Below are 14297 nucleotides of genomic sequence, written 5' to 3'. Positions count from 1 at the left end.
TCCGGAAACAGTCATATCGAAGAACAGAAAGGAACATTGAGCCGAAAACCTGCGTCAGAGCGCCTGCAGCCACGGAAGTTGCCGGCAAAGGCCATCGAGAAGCCGCTCCGCGTTCAAGCTTTAGCCGCCAATACCGTTAATAAAACAAGGATTTCGATTCCCAAGGGAGCCTGGTAATGAAAAGTCTGTCGTCGTGGCGCGTATCCACCCGTTTGCAGATCATGATCGGCCTGACCCTGCTGGGCTTGCTGATCCTCTGTTTTACCGCGCTCTTCCAGCTCAAGGCGAGCATGCTCGAAGACCGCAAGCAGAAAACGCAGAATCTCGTCGAGGTCGCCCTCGGAATCCTCGCCCACCAACACAAGCTTCAGCTTGACGGCAAGCTGTCGGAAGAAGACGCCAAGACAGCTGCGCGCGAAGCACTGCGCGAATTGCGTTACGACACGAAAGACTACTACTTCGTCCTCGACACCAATTACGCCTACGTCCTGATGCCGCCAAAGCCGGCGATGGAAGGCAAGGTCTTCAAGGACATGAAAGACGCCAACGGCAAGCCGCTGATCGAATTGATCGTCAATACGGCGCAAAAGGGCGGCGGCTTTGTTGACTACCATTTCGCCCGCCCCGGTCAGGAAACCGCCGAACCCAAGATTTCCTACGCCAACATCTTTGCTCCGTGGGGCTGGGTGGTGGGTACCGGCATCTATATCGACGACGTCGAACGTGAGTTCCGCAAAAGCGCCATGCTGCTCGGCGGCATTTCACTCGTTCTGCTCTTCATTCTCAGCGTCTTTGGCTGGCTGGTCAGTTCGAGCATTGCGCGGCAACTGGGTGGCGAACCCTCGGCGGCAGCGGCGGTGATGCAGCAGGTCGCCGATGGCGATCTCACCGCCTCGGTCGGCACCCCGAAACCCGGCAGCCTGCTCTACGCGCTCGGTTCGATGGTGACAGCGCTCAGGAGTCTGGTCCGCGAAATCAATGCCGGTGCCAACAGCGTTGTGCTCAACGCCGAACAGATCGGCCACGCCTCGCGCGAGGTAGCGACTGCCGCCGAACACCAGACCGACGCCACGACATCAATGGCTGCCGCCATCGAGGAGCTGACGGTCAGCTCCAGCCACATTTCCGACCGCGCGCAGGATACGCGCAAGGACTCGCAGGAATCGATGACGCTCGCCGCGGAAGGCAGCCAGCGCGTCGAACAGGCGAAAGGCGCCATCCAGAAGATCGCCACAACCGTCGCCGACGCTTCACAGCGGATTCATGCGCTGGAAGAGCGCGCCAACGAGGTCTCTTCGATCGCCAACGTGATCAAGGGAATCGCCGCGCAGACCAATCTGCTGGCGCTGAACGCAGCGATCGAGGCCGCGCGTGCCGGCGAAATGGGGCGCGGCTTTGCCGTCGTCGCCGACGAAGTGCGCAAGCTGGCCGAGAGCACCTCGGCGGCGACGATCGAAATCGAGCAGATGATTGTCGGCATCCAGAGCGACACGGTCGGCGCCGTAGACGCCATGAACGCCACCTTGCCGGAAGTCGAGCACGGCGTGCAACTGGCCGAATCGGCGGCGGAATCGCTGAAGGCAATCGAACTGAGTTCGAGCCGGACGCTCGAGCGAATCGGCGAAATGTCCGATGCCACGCGCGAACAGAGCGCCGCCAGCACCAGCATCGCGCAACGCGTCGAACAGATTGCGCAGATGGTCGAGGAAACCACCGCGACGATTCGCGGCACCTCGGAAACGGCGGGTAATCTGGAACAGACGGCGCAGGGACTGAAGTCGCAGATCGGGCGCTTCAAGGTTTAGGCTTGCACACCTCCGCCTGCATTCGGGCAGGCGGAGTCAGCGCCGATCAGGCTTCTCGCGCGGGCGCCGGCTTATTCGTGCCGGCCGTAGACGTCCTCGAAGCGGACGATATCGTCCTCACCGAGATAGGAACCCGACTGCACCTCGATCATCTCCAGCATCACGCGGCCAGGGTTTTCCAGCCGATGGCGCTGCCCGAGCGGGATGAAGGTCGATTCGTTCTCGGAAACGAGATAGCTGTCTTCGCCGCGCGTCACCTTCGCCGTACCGCGCACGACGATCCAGTGCTCGGCGCGATGGTGGTGCATCTGCAGCGACAGGCAGCTACCCGGCTTGACGCCAATGCGCTTGACCTGGAAGCGCTCGCCGTTGTCGACGCTGTCGTACCAGCCCCAGGGCCGGAAAACCTTGCGGTGCAGTTGCCCCTCCGGACGCTGCTGCGCTTTCAGCGTGTCGACGATCTTCTTCACCTCCTGCGTGCGGCTCTTGTGCGCGACAAGAACCGCATCCGGCGTTTCGACGACGACGAGATCATCGACGCCGACGCAGGCGATCAGCCGCGAATCGGCCAGCGCCAGCGTGTCGTGGCAGTCGTGCAGCAGCACGTCGCCCTTGGCGACGTTGCCGTCGACATCCTTCGGCAAGACCTGCCAGAGCGCATCCCAGGCGCCGACATCAGACCAGCCGGCGGCCAGCGGAATGACGACGCCGGAGGGCAATTGCGCATTTCCACCAGTGAGGCGCTCCATCACCGCATAGTCGATCGAGTCGGCCGGGCAGGCGACAAAGGCTGCCTTGCCGACGCGCAGGAAATCGCCATCGGCCTGCCCTTCGCTCCAGGCCAGACGGCAGCCAGCGAGAATGTCGGGCCGGCAAAGCTCGATCGCGGCCAGCCAGACCGAGGCACGCATGACAAACAGGCCGCTATTCCACAGGTAGTTACCGGCGTCGAGGTAGGTCTGTGCCGTCGCGCGGTCGGGCTTTTCGACAAAACGCGCGATGCGGCAAGCGCCGTCGGCGTCGACCACCGCGCCGCTCTGGATGTAGCCGTAACCGGTCTCCGGCGCGTCGGGGGTGATGCCGAAGGTGACGACGGCGCCCTCTGCGGCAAGGGCTGCGCCGTGGCGAACGACCGCCTGGAAGGCGGCGGTGTCGGCGATGACGTGGTCGGCCGGCATCACCAGCAGGACCGGGTCGGCGCCATCGCGCGTCGCGGCGAGTGCCGCCAGCGTCAGCGCCGGCGCGGTATTGCGGCCGACCGGCTCAAGCACGATGCCGCCGCGCTTGCCCATCAGGCGCAGCTGCTCGGCGATGACGAAGCGGTACTCCTCGTTGCAGACAACGAGCGGATCGGCGAGCGTCGCGCCGGCCAGTCCGTCAACACGGCGCACCGTCGCCTGCAGCAGCGAATCGTCGCCAACAAAAGACAGGAGTTGTTTCGGGTATTTCTCACGCGACAAGGGCCACAGGCGCGTTCCGGAACCGCCAGACAGGACTACGGGCTGGATCAACACGGACTGCTCTCCATTGGTTTACATACTCGCTTCATTCCGCCAGATTCGCCGCCGCCCATTGCTGCCAGCGCCAGGCGTCGCGGCACATCTCTTCGATGCCGCGTTCGGCCTGCCAGCCGAGCAGTCCCCTGGCCTGCGCTGGATCGGCGTAACACTGGGCGATGTCGCCCGGCCGACGCTCGACAATGCGGTATGGTACCGCGCGACCGCTGGCGCGCTCGAACGCCTGCACCACCTGCAGCACGCTGTAGCCCTGACCGGTGCCGAGATTGACCGTCAGCACGCCGGCGCGCTGCAACAGCGCTTGCAAGGCCGCGACATGGCCGCGGGCGAGGTCGACGACGTGGATGTAGTCACGAACGCCGGTACCATCAGGAGTCGGGTAGTCGCCGCCAAACACCGACAGTTGCTCGCGCAGGCCGACCGCCACCTGGCTGATGTACGGCATCAGGTTGTTCGGAATGCCGTTGGGGTCTTCGCCGATCAGCCCGGAAACGTGCGCGCCGACCGGATTGAAGTAACGCAGCAGCGCGATACGCCAGCTGTCGTCGGCATGCGCCGTGTCGCGCAACACCTCTTCGATCATCAGCTTGGAACGACCGTAGGGATTGGTTGCCGAGAGCGGGAAATCCTCGCAGATCGGCACGCTGTGCGGATCGCCATAGACCGTCGCCGACGAGGAAAAGACCAGCGTCTTCACGCCGAACTCGGCCATCACCTCGAACAGCGCGACACTACCGCAGACGTTGTTGTCGTAATAGCGCAGCGGCTGCGCAACCGATTCGCCGACGGCCTTGAGACCGGCAAAATGGATGACGGCGCCGATTGCGTACTGGCCGAACACCGCGCGCAAGGCGGCGCGATCACGCACATCGGCCTCAAAAAAAGGCAGTTTGCGGCCGCTGATCTCTTCAACGCGGCCGAGCACAGCAGGCTTGCTGTTGGAGAAGTTGTCGATCACCACCAGATCGAAGCCGGCAGCGAGCAACTCGATGCAGGTGTGCGAACCGATGTAACCGGCGCCGCCGGTGATGAGAATGGTGGAATTCATTGCCGATCGCTGCGCCGGAAAATGTTACTTGAGGAAACGGATGTACCAGGGCATCGCACTGCGGATTCCCGCCTCGATATCGAAACGCGGCGAATAACCGAGCAGACGCTGCGCCTTGCCGATGTCTGCCTGCGAGTGGCGGACGTCGCCGGCGCGGAAATTGCGAAAACAGGCTGGGCTGTCGTAGCGGATGCCATTATCGGCGAGCGACTGTTGCAAGTATGTGAACAGCTGCTTCAGCCCGGTGCGGCCGCCGACGGCGACGTTGTAAACCTGATTGCGTGCCTCGACGCCAGCCACGGCAGCGAGCAGATTGGCCTGCACGGCGTTGTCGACGAAGCAGAAGTCGCGGCTCGTTTCGCCGTCGCCGTTGATGAACACGTCCTCTCCCCTGATCATCGCGGCGGTCCACTTCGGGATCACCGCCGCGTAAGCGCCAGCAGGATCCTGCCGCGGACCGAAGACGTTGAAGTAGCGCAAGCCGATCGTGGTAAAGCCGTAGCAGCGGGCGAAAACGTCGGCGTAGAGCTCGTTCACGTATTTGGTGACGGCGTAGGGTGACAAGGGCTTGCCGATGACGTCTTCCACTTTGGGCAGCCCGGGGTGATCGCCGTAGGTCGAACTGCTGGCAGCGTAGGTAAAGCTCTGCACGCCGGCATCGCGCGCGGCGACGAGCATGTTGAGAAAGCCGTCGATATTGGTGGCGTTGGTCGCCAGCGGATTGTCGAGCGAACGCGGCACCGAACCGAGCGCCGCCTGATGCAGGGCGTAATCAACACCGGCACACGCCATCCGGCAGTCGTCCGGCACACGGATATCGCCTTCGATGAAGCGGAATCCGGCCCACTGCGCGGGACTGACCAGCGTCTTCACCTCATCGAGATTGCGCTGGTGCCCCGTGGCGAAGTTGTCGAGGCCGACGACGCGCTGGTCGAGCTTGAGCAGGGTTTCGAGCAGGTTGCTGCCGATGAAGCCGGCAACACCGGTAATCAGCCAAGTTTTTGGCGCGGCGCGCAGGGATTCTTGCAGGGTTTCGTATCGGGACATTGGCGCTGTTTTGTTGAAGCAAGGCTAAAGACTGGCTTCAATCAAGTTTCTTCAGATAATCCTTGGTAAAAATCTTGTCCGGCAACTCGCGCAGCTTCATTTCGCTGTATTCGAGAACCGACTTCTCGCCGCTGCGCAGCGCGTCTTCCATCACCAGCCGGGTCGGCCGCTGTTTCCCGGCGAGCGTCTGAAAACGCTCGTATGAACACTTTTTCAGCAAGCGGTTGGACAGCGAATAAAACTCGGCTTTCAGGGGCCACGCCGTCTTCTGATTCACCCAGTAGACAACCTTCTGGTAGGTCACCGAACGATCAACCGCAGAGAGTTCGAGCACGACGTAGGTCTCACCGGCGATGGTTTCGCTGTGCAATACCCTGGGGTTGTAGTCACCGGCGAAATTGGCACGTGCCAGATCGCCATTGGCCACCTGCCCGGTCAGGCGCTGCGCCAGCGAAATGCGCACGGGTTGCGACACTTCCGGCATGAAGACCCAGAGATCGCGTCCCTTCATCAGGATGATCTGACCGCGCTCGGAAGCCGGCTCGGTGACCATGACCACGGTATTCTCGTTGCCCTTGGAGAGCACCCGGTACTTGCGCGATTCGGCCTGGCGATCGCTCTGCTGCGTATTGATGCTGATATCGACCTGGAAGCCCTCGGAGGGGAAACGAACCTGGTCTGCCTTTTCCACTATACTGCGCGCATATGCCTCGTCAGCCTGCCCAGAACTGGTTTCCTGGGCAAAAGCAGAGGGCGCGGTGAGCAGGAAAAAAATGCAGGAAAAGACGACAGGAGCCCGCGAACGCAGACGATTTTCGCCAAATCTCGACATCGATTGCTCCTTGCAAATATCCAATATGATCTGTCTCACTCATAAAGACCGCCAGCAATGAAAAGCGTCGTCCGCATGGAGCATGTCTGCAAGGACTATCTGCTGGGCGAGCAGACCGTTCGGGCGCTCAATGATATAACACTGGCCATCGAGCCCGGCGTTTTCCTCGCCATTTCCGGCCCTTCGGGCAGCGGCAAGACGACGATGCTCAACCTGATGGGCTGCATCGACCGTCCGAGCAGCGGCAGCATCTACATCAACGATGAAAGCGTTGCCGACAAATCGGCCAATGAACTGGCCGATCTGCGTGCGCACTCGATCGGCTTCATCTTCCAGACCTTCAACCTGCTGCCGGTACTTTCTGCCGCTGAAAACGTCGAATACCCGTTGTTGCGGCGCAAGGACGTTTCCGCCGAAGAGCGCAAGCAGCGCGTCGCCTACTTCCTTGACATCGTTGGCCTCGCCAGATACTCCAACAACCGGCCCAACCAGTTGAGCGGTGGTCAGCGCCAGCGCGTCGCCATCGCCCGCGCGCTGGCGATCAAGCCGGCGATCGTCCTCGCCGACGAGCCGACCGCCAACCTCGATAAACGCACCGGCCGCGAAATCCTGCGCCTGATGAAGAAAATCAATCAGCGACTGGGGACAACCTTCATCTTTTCGACGCACGATCAGAAGGTCATCGATCACGCCGACCGTCTGGTCCAGTTTGAGGACGGACGCATACGGGCTTTCGGCATTCGCGACGTTGACAACAACTGGCGTCTGGCGCGCGTTGATTACCCCGACGACAACCTTCCGGACAACGCCGAATAGGTCGACGCCCCCATCACGCCGTGCTCAGAACCCGACATTTCCCGAGCGAATCACTACCGCTGAAACCATCGCCGCCATCGCCCCGCTGCCCACGGACCAACGCCATGCCCAAAGCCGCCAAGAAGCTCCCTCGCCTGACACTCATCGCAGCGCTCTCCATCAGCCTGGGCGCATACGCCGCCGATGGCCGCGACTCGCTTTTCGGCGACGACCTGCCCCTGGCGGAGTCCAAACCCGCAAGCGGTAGCGGTTCCGGCATCAAGGGCTTCCTGCAGTTCGAGCTCGCCCGTACGACGGCGACGCCAACGCACTGGTCGAAGGCGCGCACCCGCGCCGACCTGAGCACGCAAGGCAGCCTCGGCGACGGCATCAAGTGGAAGCTCGGCGCACGCGTCGACTACGACGCGGTTTACCACATCAATGATTTCTATCCGGCCGAGGTCGAACGCAACCAGCGCTCAAGCGTCGAGTTGCGCGAAAACTATATCGACATCAGCCGCGGCGACTGGGATTTCCGCCTCGGTCGTCAGCACGTCGTCTGGGGTGAAATGGTCGGCCTGTTTTTCGCCGACGTCGTTTCTGCCCGCGACCAGCGCGAATTCATCCTGCCCGAATTCGACCAACTGCGCACGCCGCAATGGGCTGCGCGTGCCGAGTACTTTGCTGATGACTTCCACGCCGAAGCGCTGTGGATTCCGGTCGCCAGCTACGACAACATCGGCAAGCCCGGCGCCGAGTTCTACTCCTACCAGCCTGTGCCCACTGGCGTTACCGCCCACTACCGTCAGGAACTGCGCCCGGATCGGAATGCCGACAACATGAACTACGGGCTGCGCCTATCGACGCTCAGGAATGGCTGGGATGTCTCGGGCTTCTACTACCGCAGCACCGACATCAACCCGACCTTCTACCGGGAATTCATCGACGCCAGCAACGTCGCCTTCCAGGCGCGGCATGACCGTATCGACCAGTTTGGCGGCACCGTCGCCAAGGACTTCGGCGATGTCGTCCTCAAAGGCGAAGCGGTCTACACCCGCGGCCGCAGCTTCACCGTGCTGAGCGCCACCGACGCCGATGGCGTCGTGCGGCAAAACACCCTCGACTGGGCCGCCGGCCTCGATTTCACGCTGCCGGCGGAAACACGCTTCAACGTCCAGCTCTTCCAGCGCCAGTTCTTCGACTACAACACCGATCTGATCAGCGACCGGCACGAGAACGGCTACAGCCTGCTGCTCAACAGCAAGTTCTTCAGCAACTGGGAAGCACAGGGGCTGATCATTTCCAGTTTCAACCGCACCGACTGGCTGTTCCGTCCGCGCCTGACCTGGAACTTCGAGCGCAACTGGCGCTGGATCCTCGGCGCCGACATCTTCAAGGGGCCGGCGCTCGGCATGTTCGGCCGCTACGACCAGCAGGACCGGGTGTATTCGGAAGTGCGCTACAGCTTCTGATCGACTCCTAAAGGATGTGCATTGAAGCATCGCCGTCTTTGCTTGTCGGAAATCTTTACACCGAACCAACCAGACCTACCACAAACATATAAAAGCCATTTAAAATCATGCAATTAAATACATGGCACACTAACTGCTAATAGGCAATCGTGGTTACTTCCAAACTAACACGGAGCCCAAAATGAACCTCAAAAAGACGATTCTCGCTGCTGCGGTCGTTGCTGGACTGACGGCTTCTACTGCTGCGAACGCTGTCCTCACAAATTGGTATCTGGACCAAGATGGTGCCGGAGCGGGTAGCGCAACGAATATCATCAGCTTTCTGGACATCACGGGCGGCGCGCTGATCAGCATCACCCCGACGCCTACCACCGGCAACCCGGCAGCTTTCAGCTTTACCGAGTGGGGTGGCGTGACTTCGAAGTCGCATGACTTCGGGATTGATTACGCCGACAATCAAACCGCGCAACTCTCCTCGTTGTTCAAGGCGACAGGAAATGGAACGTTCGGTGGCTCCGCAAGTTTTAGCGGCGGTATCCTTGAGCTTTATTCGCTCGGACTGGGTGCGTGGGGCACTGCAGCCGGCACCTTTGGCGTCACCGGAACGCCGATTGCAACCTTCGAGATCACGGGCGGGGGACTTCAGGTAAATCCGGATGGCACTCCGATCGCCAATGGCCAAGTACAGATCGTTGCGAAAGCAACGTCCATGACTGCAGGCTACTTCTTTGAGGATGCCGCCAAGACCAAAGATCTGTCGTCACTCGTAAGCGCTCCTGACGGTCTCCTATTCGGCTTCGCAACGACCAATGCGAACTACATCCCCAACGGGCAACTGAACCCGATTCTCGCCTCCGAGCTTCTCGACTATTCCGGCATCCCTGGTGGAGTCGTAAATGATCCGACTGCCGGCCGCTTCTACGTGAGCAATAACGGCCAGTACCGTCTGGAAGTGCCGGAGCCCAGCACCCTCGCTTTGGCCGGCTTGGCCCTCGTTGGTCTGGCTGCGCGTCGTCGCAAGAACGCCTGACTTTCGAAGCGTAGTGCTTGACTGGAAAAGCCTCCGTAATGGAGGCTTTTCCATTTTGAGCGCAGGATTTTCGGTCACGGAAACATCCCGTGCAGCCTTCAGCCCTTGTTTCTTGCCACGTCCACTTGTTTCTTCTTGCGTCCTTATCGCATCCTTATCGCGTCAGGTCGCTGACGTCCATGCGCAAAGACCTCCCTTTGGGCGGGGTTGAGCTTCCAACCCGGCAAAAGAAACCCAAAGACTCATCCTTTGCGGTATTTGAAACACGCTCGAAATGAGCGGCCAGCGCCTGCAACAGGCCGACAAAAGCAAGATCACGCGAGATTTGCCGGCCAGCCCGTGCGTACCAGCGAAAGATGACCGGAGTCATTTGTGGCTGGAGATGCAGGTTTTGCTGAGTCGCGGTCAGCCACACGCGCTGTACGGTCTGCCCCAGACTGATCCAGTCTTCCAGCCGGCGGGGAGGCACCTTCGGCTTGATCAGAAGATGAGCGGCACAAGACAGCGCGGGCAGATAATCGAGTTGGACCCTCGGCAAAATCGTGCCCATCAGGTAGCGATTAAAGAAGGAAACCCGCTCCCAGCTCTGCATCACCCAATGCATAAGCTTCGCGGTCAGCGGATCAACGCCTACCGCCTGCTCGGGAATGCGGTCCTTGCTGAAACGCGCGCCCCACTCGATGATCCGCTGATGAACGGGAAACGCCTCGGGGCAGGTCAGGCGAATATAGGCGTTATCCCAGAGAATGCCAGCGATGGCGCGACGAGCAGAAAAAGACTCGAAAAACTGCAGGGAATACTCTGCCCCCGCTGCGGCAAGCAAGGCTGAAAGTTGTGACTCGGTCAGCGGCGTGGTGCGCATTGGTCGCCGCTGCACGACGCGCTTCTCGATAAATGGATAAAGAGGATCGACCTTGATGTCCGCCGAGGGCGCAAATTGCACGCGGTACTTGACATGGCGATCATCGGCATCGGCCGTATGTGTCCAGTCAAGTCTCAGCCCTTCTGCACTCGCCGCAATACGCATCGTTTCGAGCAATGCACCATGCGCAATGTGGCTGGCGTGCCCGTCAAAGTCATAGAGCACCTCGTCTCGCGTGTCGTGACCATGCACGACAAGGACGTCGTCGGAAATGATCTCGAAGCGCCATGGCTGCGTGTTGTCACCACTCGGCGCCCAGCGCGCCAGATCGAGAATTCCGAGAAGCCGTTCCCTTCCAGCAGATGTCGTTTCAGCAACTCCGTCAGGATTTTCGCCCATCACGCCACCCTTTTTGCCCGTGTCATTTTGCCGAGTTGCTGGCGCACCAGAAAACGCATCATTCGCTGGACTGGATTGCGATATCCACCCGGTCGCCAGGTTCGTACGTAGCGCATTCGATAGGCGTCAAACTGGCTACCCCATGGAGCCAGCCTGACGCCGGGCCGATGCAAGGCCAGTTTCAGCACCTCGACCGCGGCAACCCCCGCGCATAACTGGCATGCAGCAATACACGACGGGCCGCGTCGTTCCGCAAGATTGACGCGTGTCATGTCCGCTACATAGCCTCTTTGCAACATCGCTGGCGACAGACCGACGAGAAAGCGGACCGCCATTTCCATTTCGTCGCAGCCGGCAAAACCGAAGTAATCCTCGGCAGACATGCCGCCGGGACCAAAGACCAGCAGCGCCGTCCCCAAGCCCAGCGGCGCAGCCGTCACCACCGGAATGCCTCGCGCCTCGCAGGCCGCAAAGGTCTGGCGACGCGCATCAAAGGCAAAAAAATCGAGCCCATCGACATAGACATCAACACCGTCGAGGAAAGCGTCGATGTTGTCTTTATTGACCCCGTCCGGAAAAGTGTTCAACTCGATCTCGGGATTGATGTCACGCACCAGTTCCGCCATCACCTCCATTTTCGCGCGGCCGAGCGAGCTGACGGATGCGCCCACCTGTCGATTGAAATTGACGATGTCAAAAACATCAAAATCCGAGATGTTGAACTTGCCGACGCCCAAACGCGCCAGCGTCAATAAATGAACCCCACCGACGCCTCCCATTCCGCCAATCGCGATCCGGCAGTTACGCAATTCGGCCTGCTCTGCCTCGGTAACCCAGCCGATGTTTCGCGAAAATGCGGCACTGTAGTCAAACTCTCCCATAACGGACTCCGCTTGCAGACGATTGCATTATGATGATGCACATCACCTTACCCTGAATGGCAAGTCGCCGCCAATGACTGAACTTGCGTCCGAATTCACCATAGCGACGCGCAACCTGAGGCGCAACACCAAGAGAAGTTTCGTTGCGGTGATGACGGTTGCCGGCGGTGTCATCGCCTATGTGCTCGCTGGCGGCTTCATTGCCTGGGTTTTCCAGGACATGCGCGAAGCGACGATCCATTCGCAACTCGGACACATCCAGATCGTTCGTCCGGCCTATTTCGAAAAGGGTATCTCCGACCCCTACTCGTTCCTGTTGCCAGGAAAGTCTGAAGCGCAAAACCTGATCGAAAAAACGCCCGGCGTACGCAGCCTGACGCCGCGCCTTGCCTTCAGCGGGCTGATCAGTCTGGGCGATACGAGTGTTCCGTTCATCGGCGAAGGCATCGATCCCGTCGCAGAGAAACCGATCAGCAGTCGCATCACCATGACCAGCGGCCGCGAACTGCAAGGCGCCAAGGAAGCCGCCGTGATTCTTGGCGAAGGCCTTGCCCGCAATGTCGGCGCAAACACCGGCGATACGGTGGTCATTCTGGCGACGGCAGCCAACGGCAGCCCCAACGCGGTCGAAGTGAAAGTCGCTGGCACCTTTGCCACGATCACTAAAGACTTCGACGACAACGCCTTGCGTATGCCGATAGACGTCGCCCGCAAGCTGATGCGTGTCGATGGCGCAACGTCGTGGGTTGCCCTGCTCGACAGAACCGAACTGACCGGGCAGAGCATCGCCACCATCCGCTCCGGACTGCCTGAAAAGGATTTCCAGATCGTCCCCTGGAGCGAACTGGCCGACTTCTATAACAAGACGGTCGTTCTGTTCTCGCGGCAGGTCGATGTCGTGAAAGTCATCATCGGCCTGATCATCATTCTGACCATCTCCAACACGCAGACGATGAGCGTACTGGAGCGAACCACTGAAATCGGCACCAGCCTGGCCATCGGTCTGCGCCGTAAAGGCATCATGCGACTGTTTCTGCTCGAAGGCGTCCTCATCGGCGCCGCCGGTGGCGCGATCGGCGTCGCCTTGGCGTATGGTCTCGGCGAAGCAATTTCCGCCATCGGCATCCCGATGCCACCACCGCCCGGGATGGCCCGCGGCTATACCGGGCAGATACTGGTGAGTGGCTCACTCGCGCTTGACGGAATGATTCTGGCACTCGTCACCACACTGCTCGCCAGCGTGGTTCCAGCCTGGAAAGCCAGCCGCATGAACATTGTCGACGCGCTGCGCTGCAATCAATGATGGCCGGCAGTCTGCTCTCTCTCGCCTTGCGCAACATCGTCCGCCAGCGCGCCCGTTCGCTGGCGACGCTGACGGCGATCACGATTGGTGTTGCCGGGCTGATTCTTGCCAGCGGTTTCGTGCAGGATATTTTCATCCAGCTCGGCGAAGCAATCATCCACTCGCAAACCGGCCATATCCAGATCACCCGGCAAGGCTACAGCGAGGGGAAAAATCGCGCTCCCGAACAGTATCTGATCGAGAATCCCGATCGGCTCAAGAGCGCGATCATGGAAGCTGCACCGGGAATCGATACTGCGATGGCGCGCCTTGGCTTCAGGGGCTTGCTGAACAATGGGCGACGCGATCTCGGCATCATCGGCGAAGGCGTCGAACCCGATGCCGAAGCCCAAATGGGCACTTATCTGCACTTCGTTGCAGGGCGGGCGCTCAAGAACAGCGACCAGGACGGAATTGTCGTCGGCCAAGGCGTCGCGCGCGCACTTGGATTGAAGGTTGGCGACCGCATCACTCTGGTCATGACCCTTGCCGAGGGTGCCGTCAATACGCTCGATTTTGAACTGGTCGGCATTTTCCAGAGTTTTTCCAAGGATTTCGACGCCCGTGCAGTGCGCATCCCGTTGGCAGCAGCAAAGAGTTTGATGGATACGCCTGCTGCGCATCTCATCGTGGTGATGCTCGAACACACCGAAGATACGGCAGCCACCGCAGCCGCACTGAAACAAGGCTTTTCCGGTGCCGGCCTCGAAATCACGACATGGAACGAACTATCTGATTTTTATGAAAAGACCGTAGATCTTTACGACCGGCAATTTGGCGTTCTGCGCCTGATTATTCTGCTGATGGTGCTGCTCAGCGTGGTCAACAGCGTTAACATGACACTTTTCGAACGTACTCGCGAGTTCGGCACCATGCTGGCTCTGGGCGACAGGTCGAGAACAATCTTCAAGCTGATCATGATCGAGAGTCTTTGCCTTGGCCTGTTCGGCGCCACGCTCGGCATGGCCGTCGGTTGCGGAGCAGCGCTGGGCATCTCGGCGATCGGCATTCCCATGCCACCGCCACCGAATGCGAATCTTGGCTACACCGCGCTGATCCGCATCGTCCCGCTTGAAATCGCTGCCGCCGGGATGATCGGTTTCATCGCAACCTTACTGGCGACTGCCCTTCCCGCCCGCCGCGCCGCCCGTCTGGAGATCGTCGAAGCCCTTCGTCATGGCGTGTGACATTCGACACAAAAACGGAAACCGTTTCGCGGTATCCTCCGCACGCTTTCTTTATGCTTCCGAGTTATCGAATTTTCGGC

At 60.3% G+C, this 14297-nt stretch carries 12 protein-coding genes; 6 read left to right on the top strand and 6 right to left on the bottom strand.

Annotation, left to right across the window (positions count from 1 at the left end):
- The first annotated feature begins 176 nt into the window (after positions 1-176).
- Positions 177-1805, top strand: coding sequence for a methyl-accepting chemotaxis protein (locus tag GGD90_RS11350; RefSeq protein WP_153116952.1), 1629 nt, complete (start codon positions 177-179; stop codon positions 1803-1805).
- A gap of 71 nt (positions 1806-1876) precedes the next feature.
- On the opposite strand, the gene GGD90_RS11345 is transcribed toward GGD90_RS11350, so the two are convergent.
- Genes GGD90_RS11345 through GGD90_RS18230 form a run of 4 tightly spaced genes read right to left on the bottom strand, consistent with a single transcriptional unit; the run spans position 1877 to position 6108 of the window.
- Positions 1877-3319 carry a mannose-1-phosphate guanylyltransferase/mannose-6-phosphate isomerase gene (locus tag GGD90_RS11345; RefSeq protein WP_153116953.1) on the bottom strand — a complete coding sequence of 481 codons (1443 nt, stop codon included), beginning with the start codon at positions 3317-3319 and terminating at the stop codon, positions 1877-1879.
- A 31-nt stretch (positions 3320-3350) separates the two neighbouring features.
- Positions 3351-4370 carry a UDP-glucose 4-epimerase GalE gene (galE, locus tag GGD90_RS11340; RefSeq protein ID WP_153116954.1) on the bottom strand — a complete coding sequence of 340 codons (1020 nt, stop codon included), beginning with the start codon at positions 4368-4370 and terminating at the stop codon, positions 3351-3353.
- 24 nt (positions 4371-4394) lie between these two features.
- Positions 4395-5417: an SDR family oxidoreductase gene (locus tag GGD90_RS11335; RefSeq protein WP_153116955.1), complete on the bottom strand. Its 1023-nt coding sequence runs from the start codon at positions 5415-5417 to the stop codon at positions 4395-4397.
- A 37-nt stretch (positions 5418-5454) separates the two neighbouring features.
- Positions 5455-6108, bottom strand: a complete 654-nt coding sequence (locus GGD90_RS18230; protein ID WP_228273736.1) for an outer membrane lipoprotein-sorting protein — start codon at positions 6106-6108, stop codon at positions 5455-5457.
- Between the two features lie 198 nt (positions 6109-6306).
- Here GGD90_RS18230 and GGD90_RS11325 point away from each other — a divergent pair, with 198 nt between their 5' ends.
- The 3 genes from GGD90_RS11325 to GGD90_RS11315 all read left to right on the top strand — a co-directional run bounded on the left by GGD90_RS11325 (position 6307) and on the right by GGD90_RS11315 (position 9546).
- Complete coding sequence (locus GGD90_RS11325; RefSeq protein WP_153116957.1) at positions 6307-7065, top strand: ABC transporter ATP-binding protein; 759 nt, start codon at positions 6307-6309, stop codon at positions 7063-7065.
- 104 nt (positions 7066-7169) lie between these two features.
- Positions 7170-8516 (top strand): DUF1302 family protein, encoded by a 1347-nt coding sequence (locus tag GGD90_RS11320; RefSeq protein ID WP_153116958.1) that lies wholly within the window; start codon positions 7170-7172, stop codon positions 8514-8516.
- A 181-nt stretch (positions 8517-8697) separates the two neighbouring features.
- Positions 8698-9546: a PEP-CTERM sorting domain-containing protein gene (locus GGD90_RS11315; protein ID WP_153116959.1), complete on the top strand. Its 849-nt coding sequence runs from the start codon at positions 8698-8700 to the stop codon at positions 9544-9546.
- Positions 9547-9700: 154 nt separating this feature from the next.
- On the opposite strand, the gene GGD90_RS11310 is transcribed toward GGD90_RS11315, so the two are convergent.
- Both GGD90_RS11310 and GGD90_RS11305 read right to left on the bottom strand, forming a co-directional pair.
- A complete protein-coding gene (locus GGD90_RS11310; RefSeq protein ID WP_153116960.1) occupies positions 9701-10807 on the bottom strand; it encodes a nitroreductase family protein in 1107 nt (368 codons plus the stop codon).
- A complete protein-coding gene (locus tag GGD90_RS11305; RefSeq protein ID WP_153116961.1) occupies positions 10807-11688 on the bottom strand; it encodes a ThiF family adenylyltransferase in 882 nt (293 codons plus the stop codon). The genes GGD90_RS11310 and GGD90_RS11305 overlap by 1 nt, the downstream gene beginning before the upstream one ends.
- Before the next feature lie 73 nt (positions 11689-11761).
- Here GGD90_RS11305 and GGD90_RS11300 point away from each other — a divergent pair, with 73 nt between their 5' ends.
- Positions 11762-12991 (top strand): ABC transporter permease, encoded by a 1230-nt coding sequence (locus tag GGD90_RS11300; protein WP_153116962.1) that lies wholly within the window; start codon positions 11762-11764, stop codon positions 12989-12991.
- Positions 12988-14217, top strand: coding sequence for an ABC transporter permease (locus tag GGD90_RS11295; protein ID WP_228273737.1), 1230 nt, complete (start codon positions 12988-12990; stop codon positions 14215-14217). The genes GGD90_RS11300 and GGD90_RS11295 overlap by 4 nt, the downstream gene beginning before the upstream one ends.
- Positions 14218-14297 lie beyond the last annotated feature (80 nt).

Source organism: Rhodocyclus tenuis, from assembly GCF_014197755.1.
GTDB classification, from domain to species: domain Bacteria; phylum Pseudomonadota; class Gammaproteobacteria; order Burkholderiales; family Rhodocyclaceae; genus Rhodocyclus; species Rhodocyclus tenuis.
The sequence above is the reverse complement of the archived record's forward strand: the minus strand, read 5'-3'. Positions and strand labels throughout refer to the sequence as shown.

Coding starts and splice junctions, on each gene's coding strand:
- GGD90_RS11350 (WP_153116952.1), top strand. CDS start 177: ATGAAAAGTCTGTCGTCGTGGCGCGTATCCACCCGTTTGCAGATCATG.
- galE (WP_153116954.1), bottom strand. CDS start 4,370: ATGAATTCCACCATTCTCATCACCGGCGGCGCCGGTTACATCGGTTCG.
- GGD90_RS11335 (WP_153116955.1), bottom strand. CDS start 5,417: ATGTCCCGATACGAAACCCTGCAAGAATCCCTGCGCGCCGCGCCAAAA.
- GGD90_RS11325 (WP_153116957.1), top strand. CDS start 6,307: ATGAAAAGCGTCGTCCGCATGGAGCATGTCTGCAAGGACTATCTGCTG.
- GGD90_RS11320 (WP_153116958.1), top strand. CDS start 7,170: ATGCCCAAAGCCGCCAAGAAGCTCCCTCGCCTGACACTCATCGCAGCG.
- GGD90_RS11315 (WP_153116959.1), top strand. CDS start 8,698: ATGAACCTCAAAAAGACGATTCTCGCTGCTGCGGTCGTTGCTGGACTG.
- GGD90_RS11310 (WP_153116960.1), bottom strand. CDS start 10,807: ATGGGCGAAAATCCTGACGGAGTTGCTGAAACGACATCTGCTGGAAGG.
- GGD90_RS11305 (WP_153116961.1), bottom strand. CDS start 11,688: ATGGGAGAGTTTGACTACAGTGCCGCATTTTCGCGAAACATCGGCTGG.
- GGD90_RS11300 (WP_153116962.1), top strand. CDS start 11,762: ATGACTGAACTTGCGTCCGAATTCACCATAGCGACGCGCAACCTGAGG.
- GGD90_RS11295 (WP_228273737.1), top strand. CDS start 12,988: ATGATGGCCGGCAGTCTGCTCTCTCTCGCCTTGCGCAACATCGTCCGC.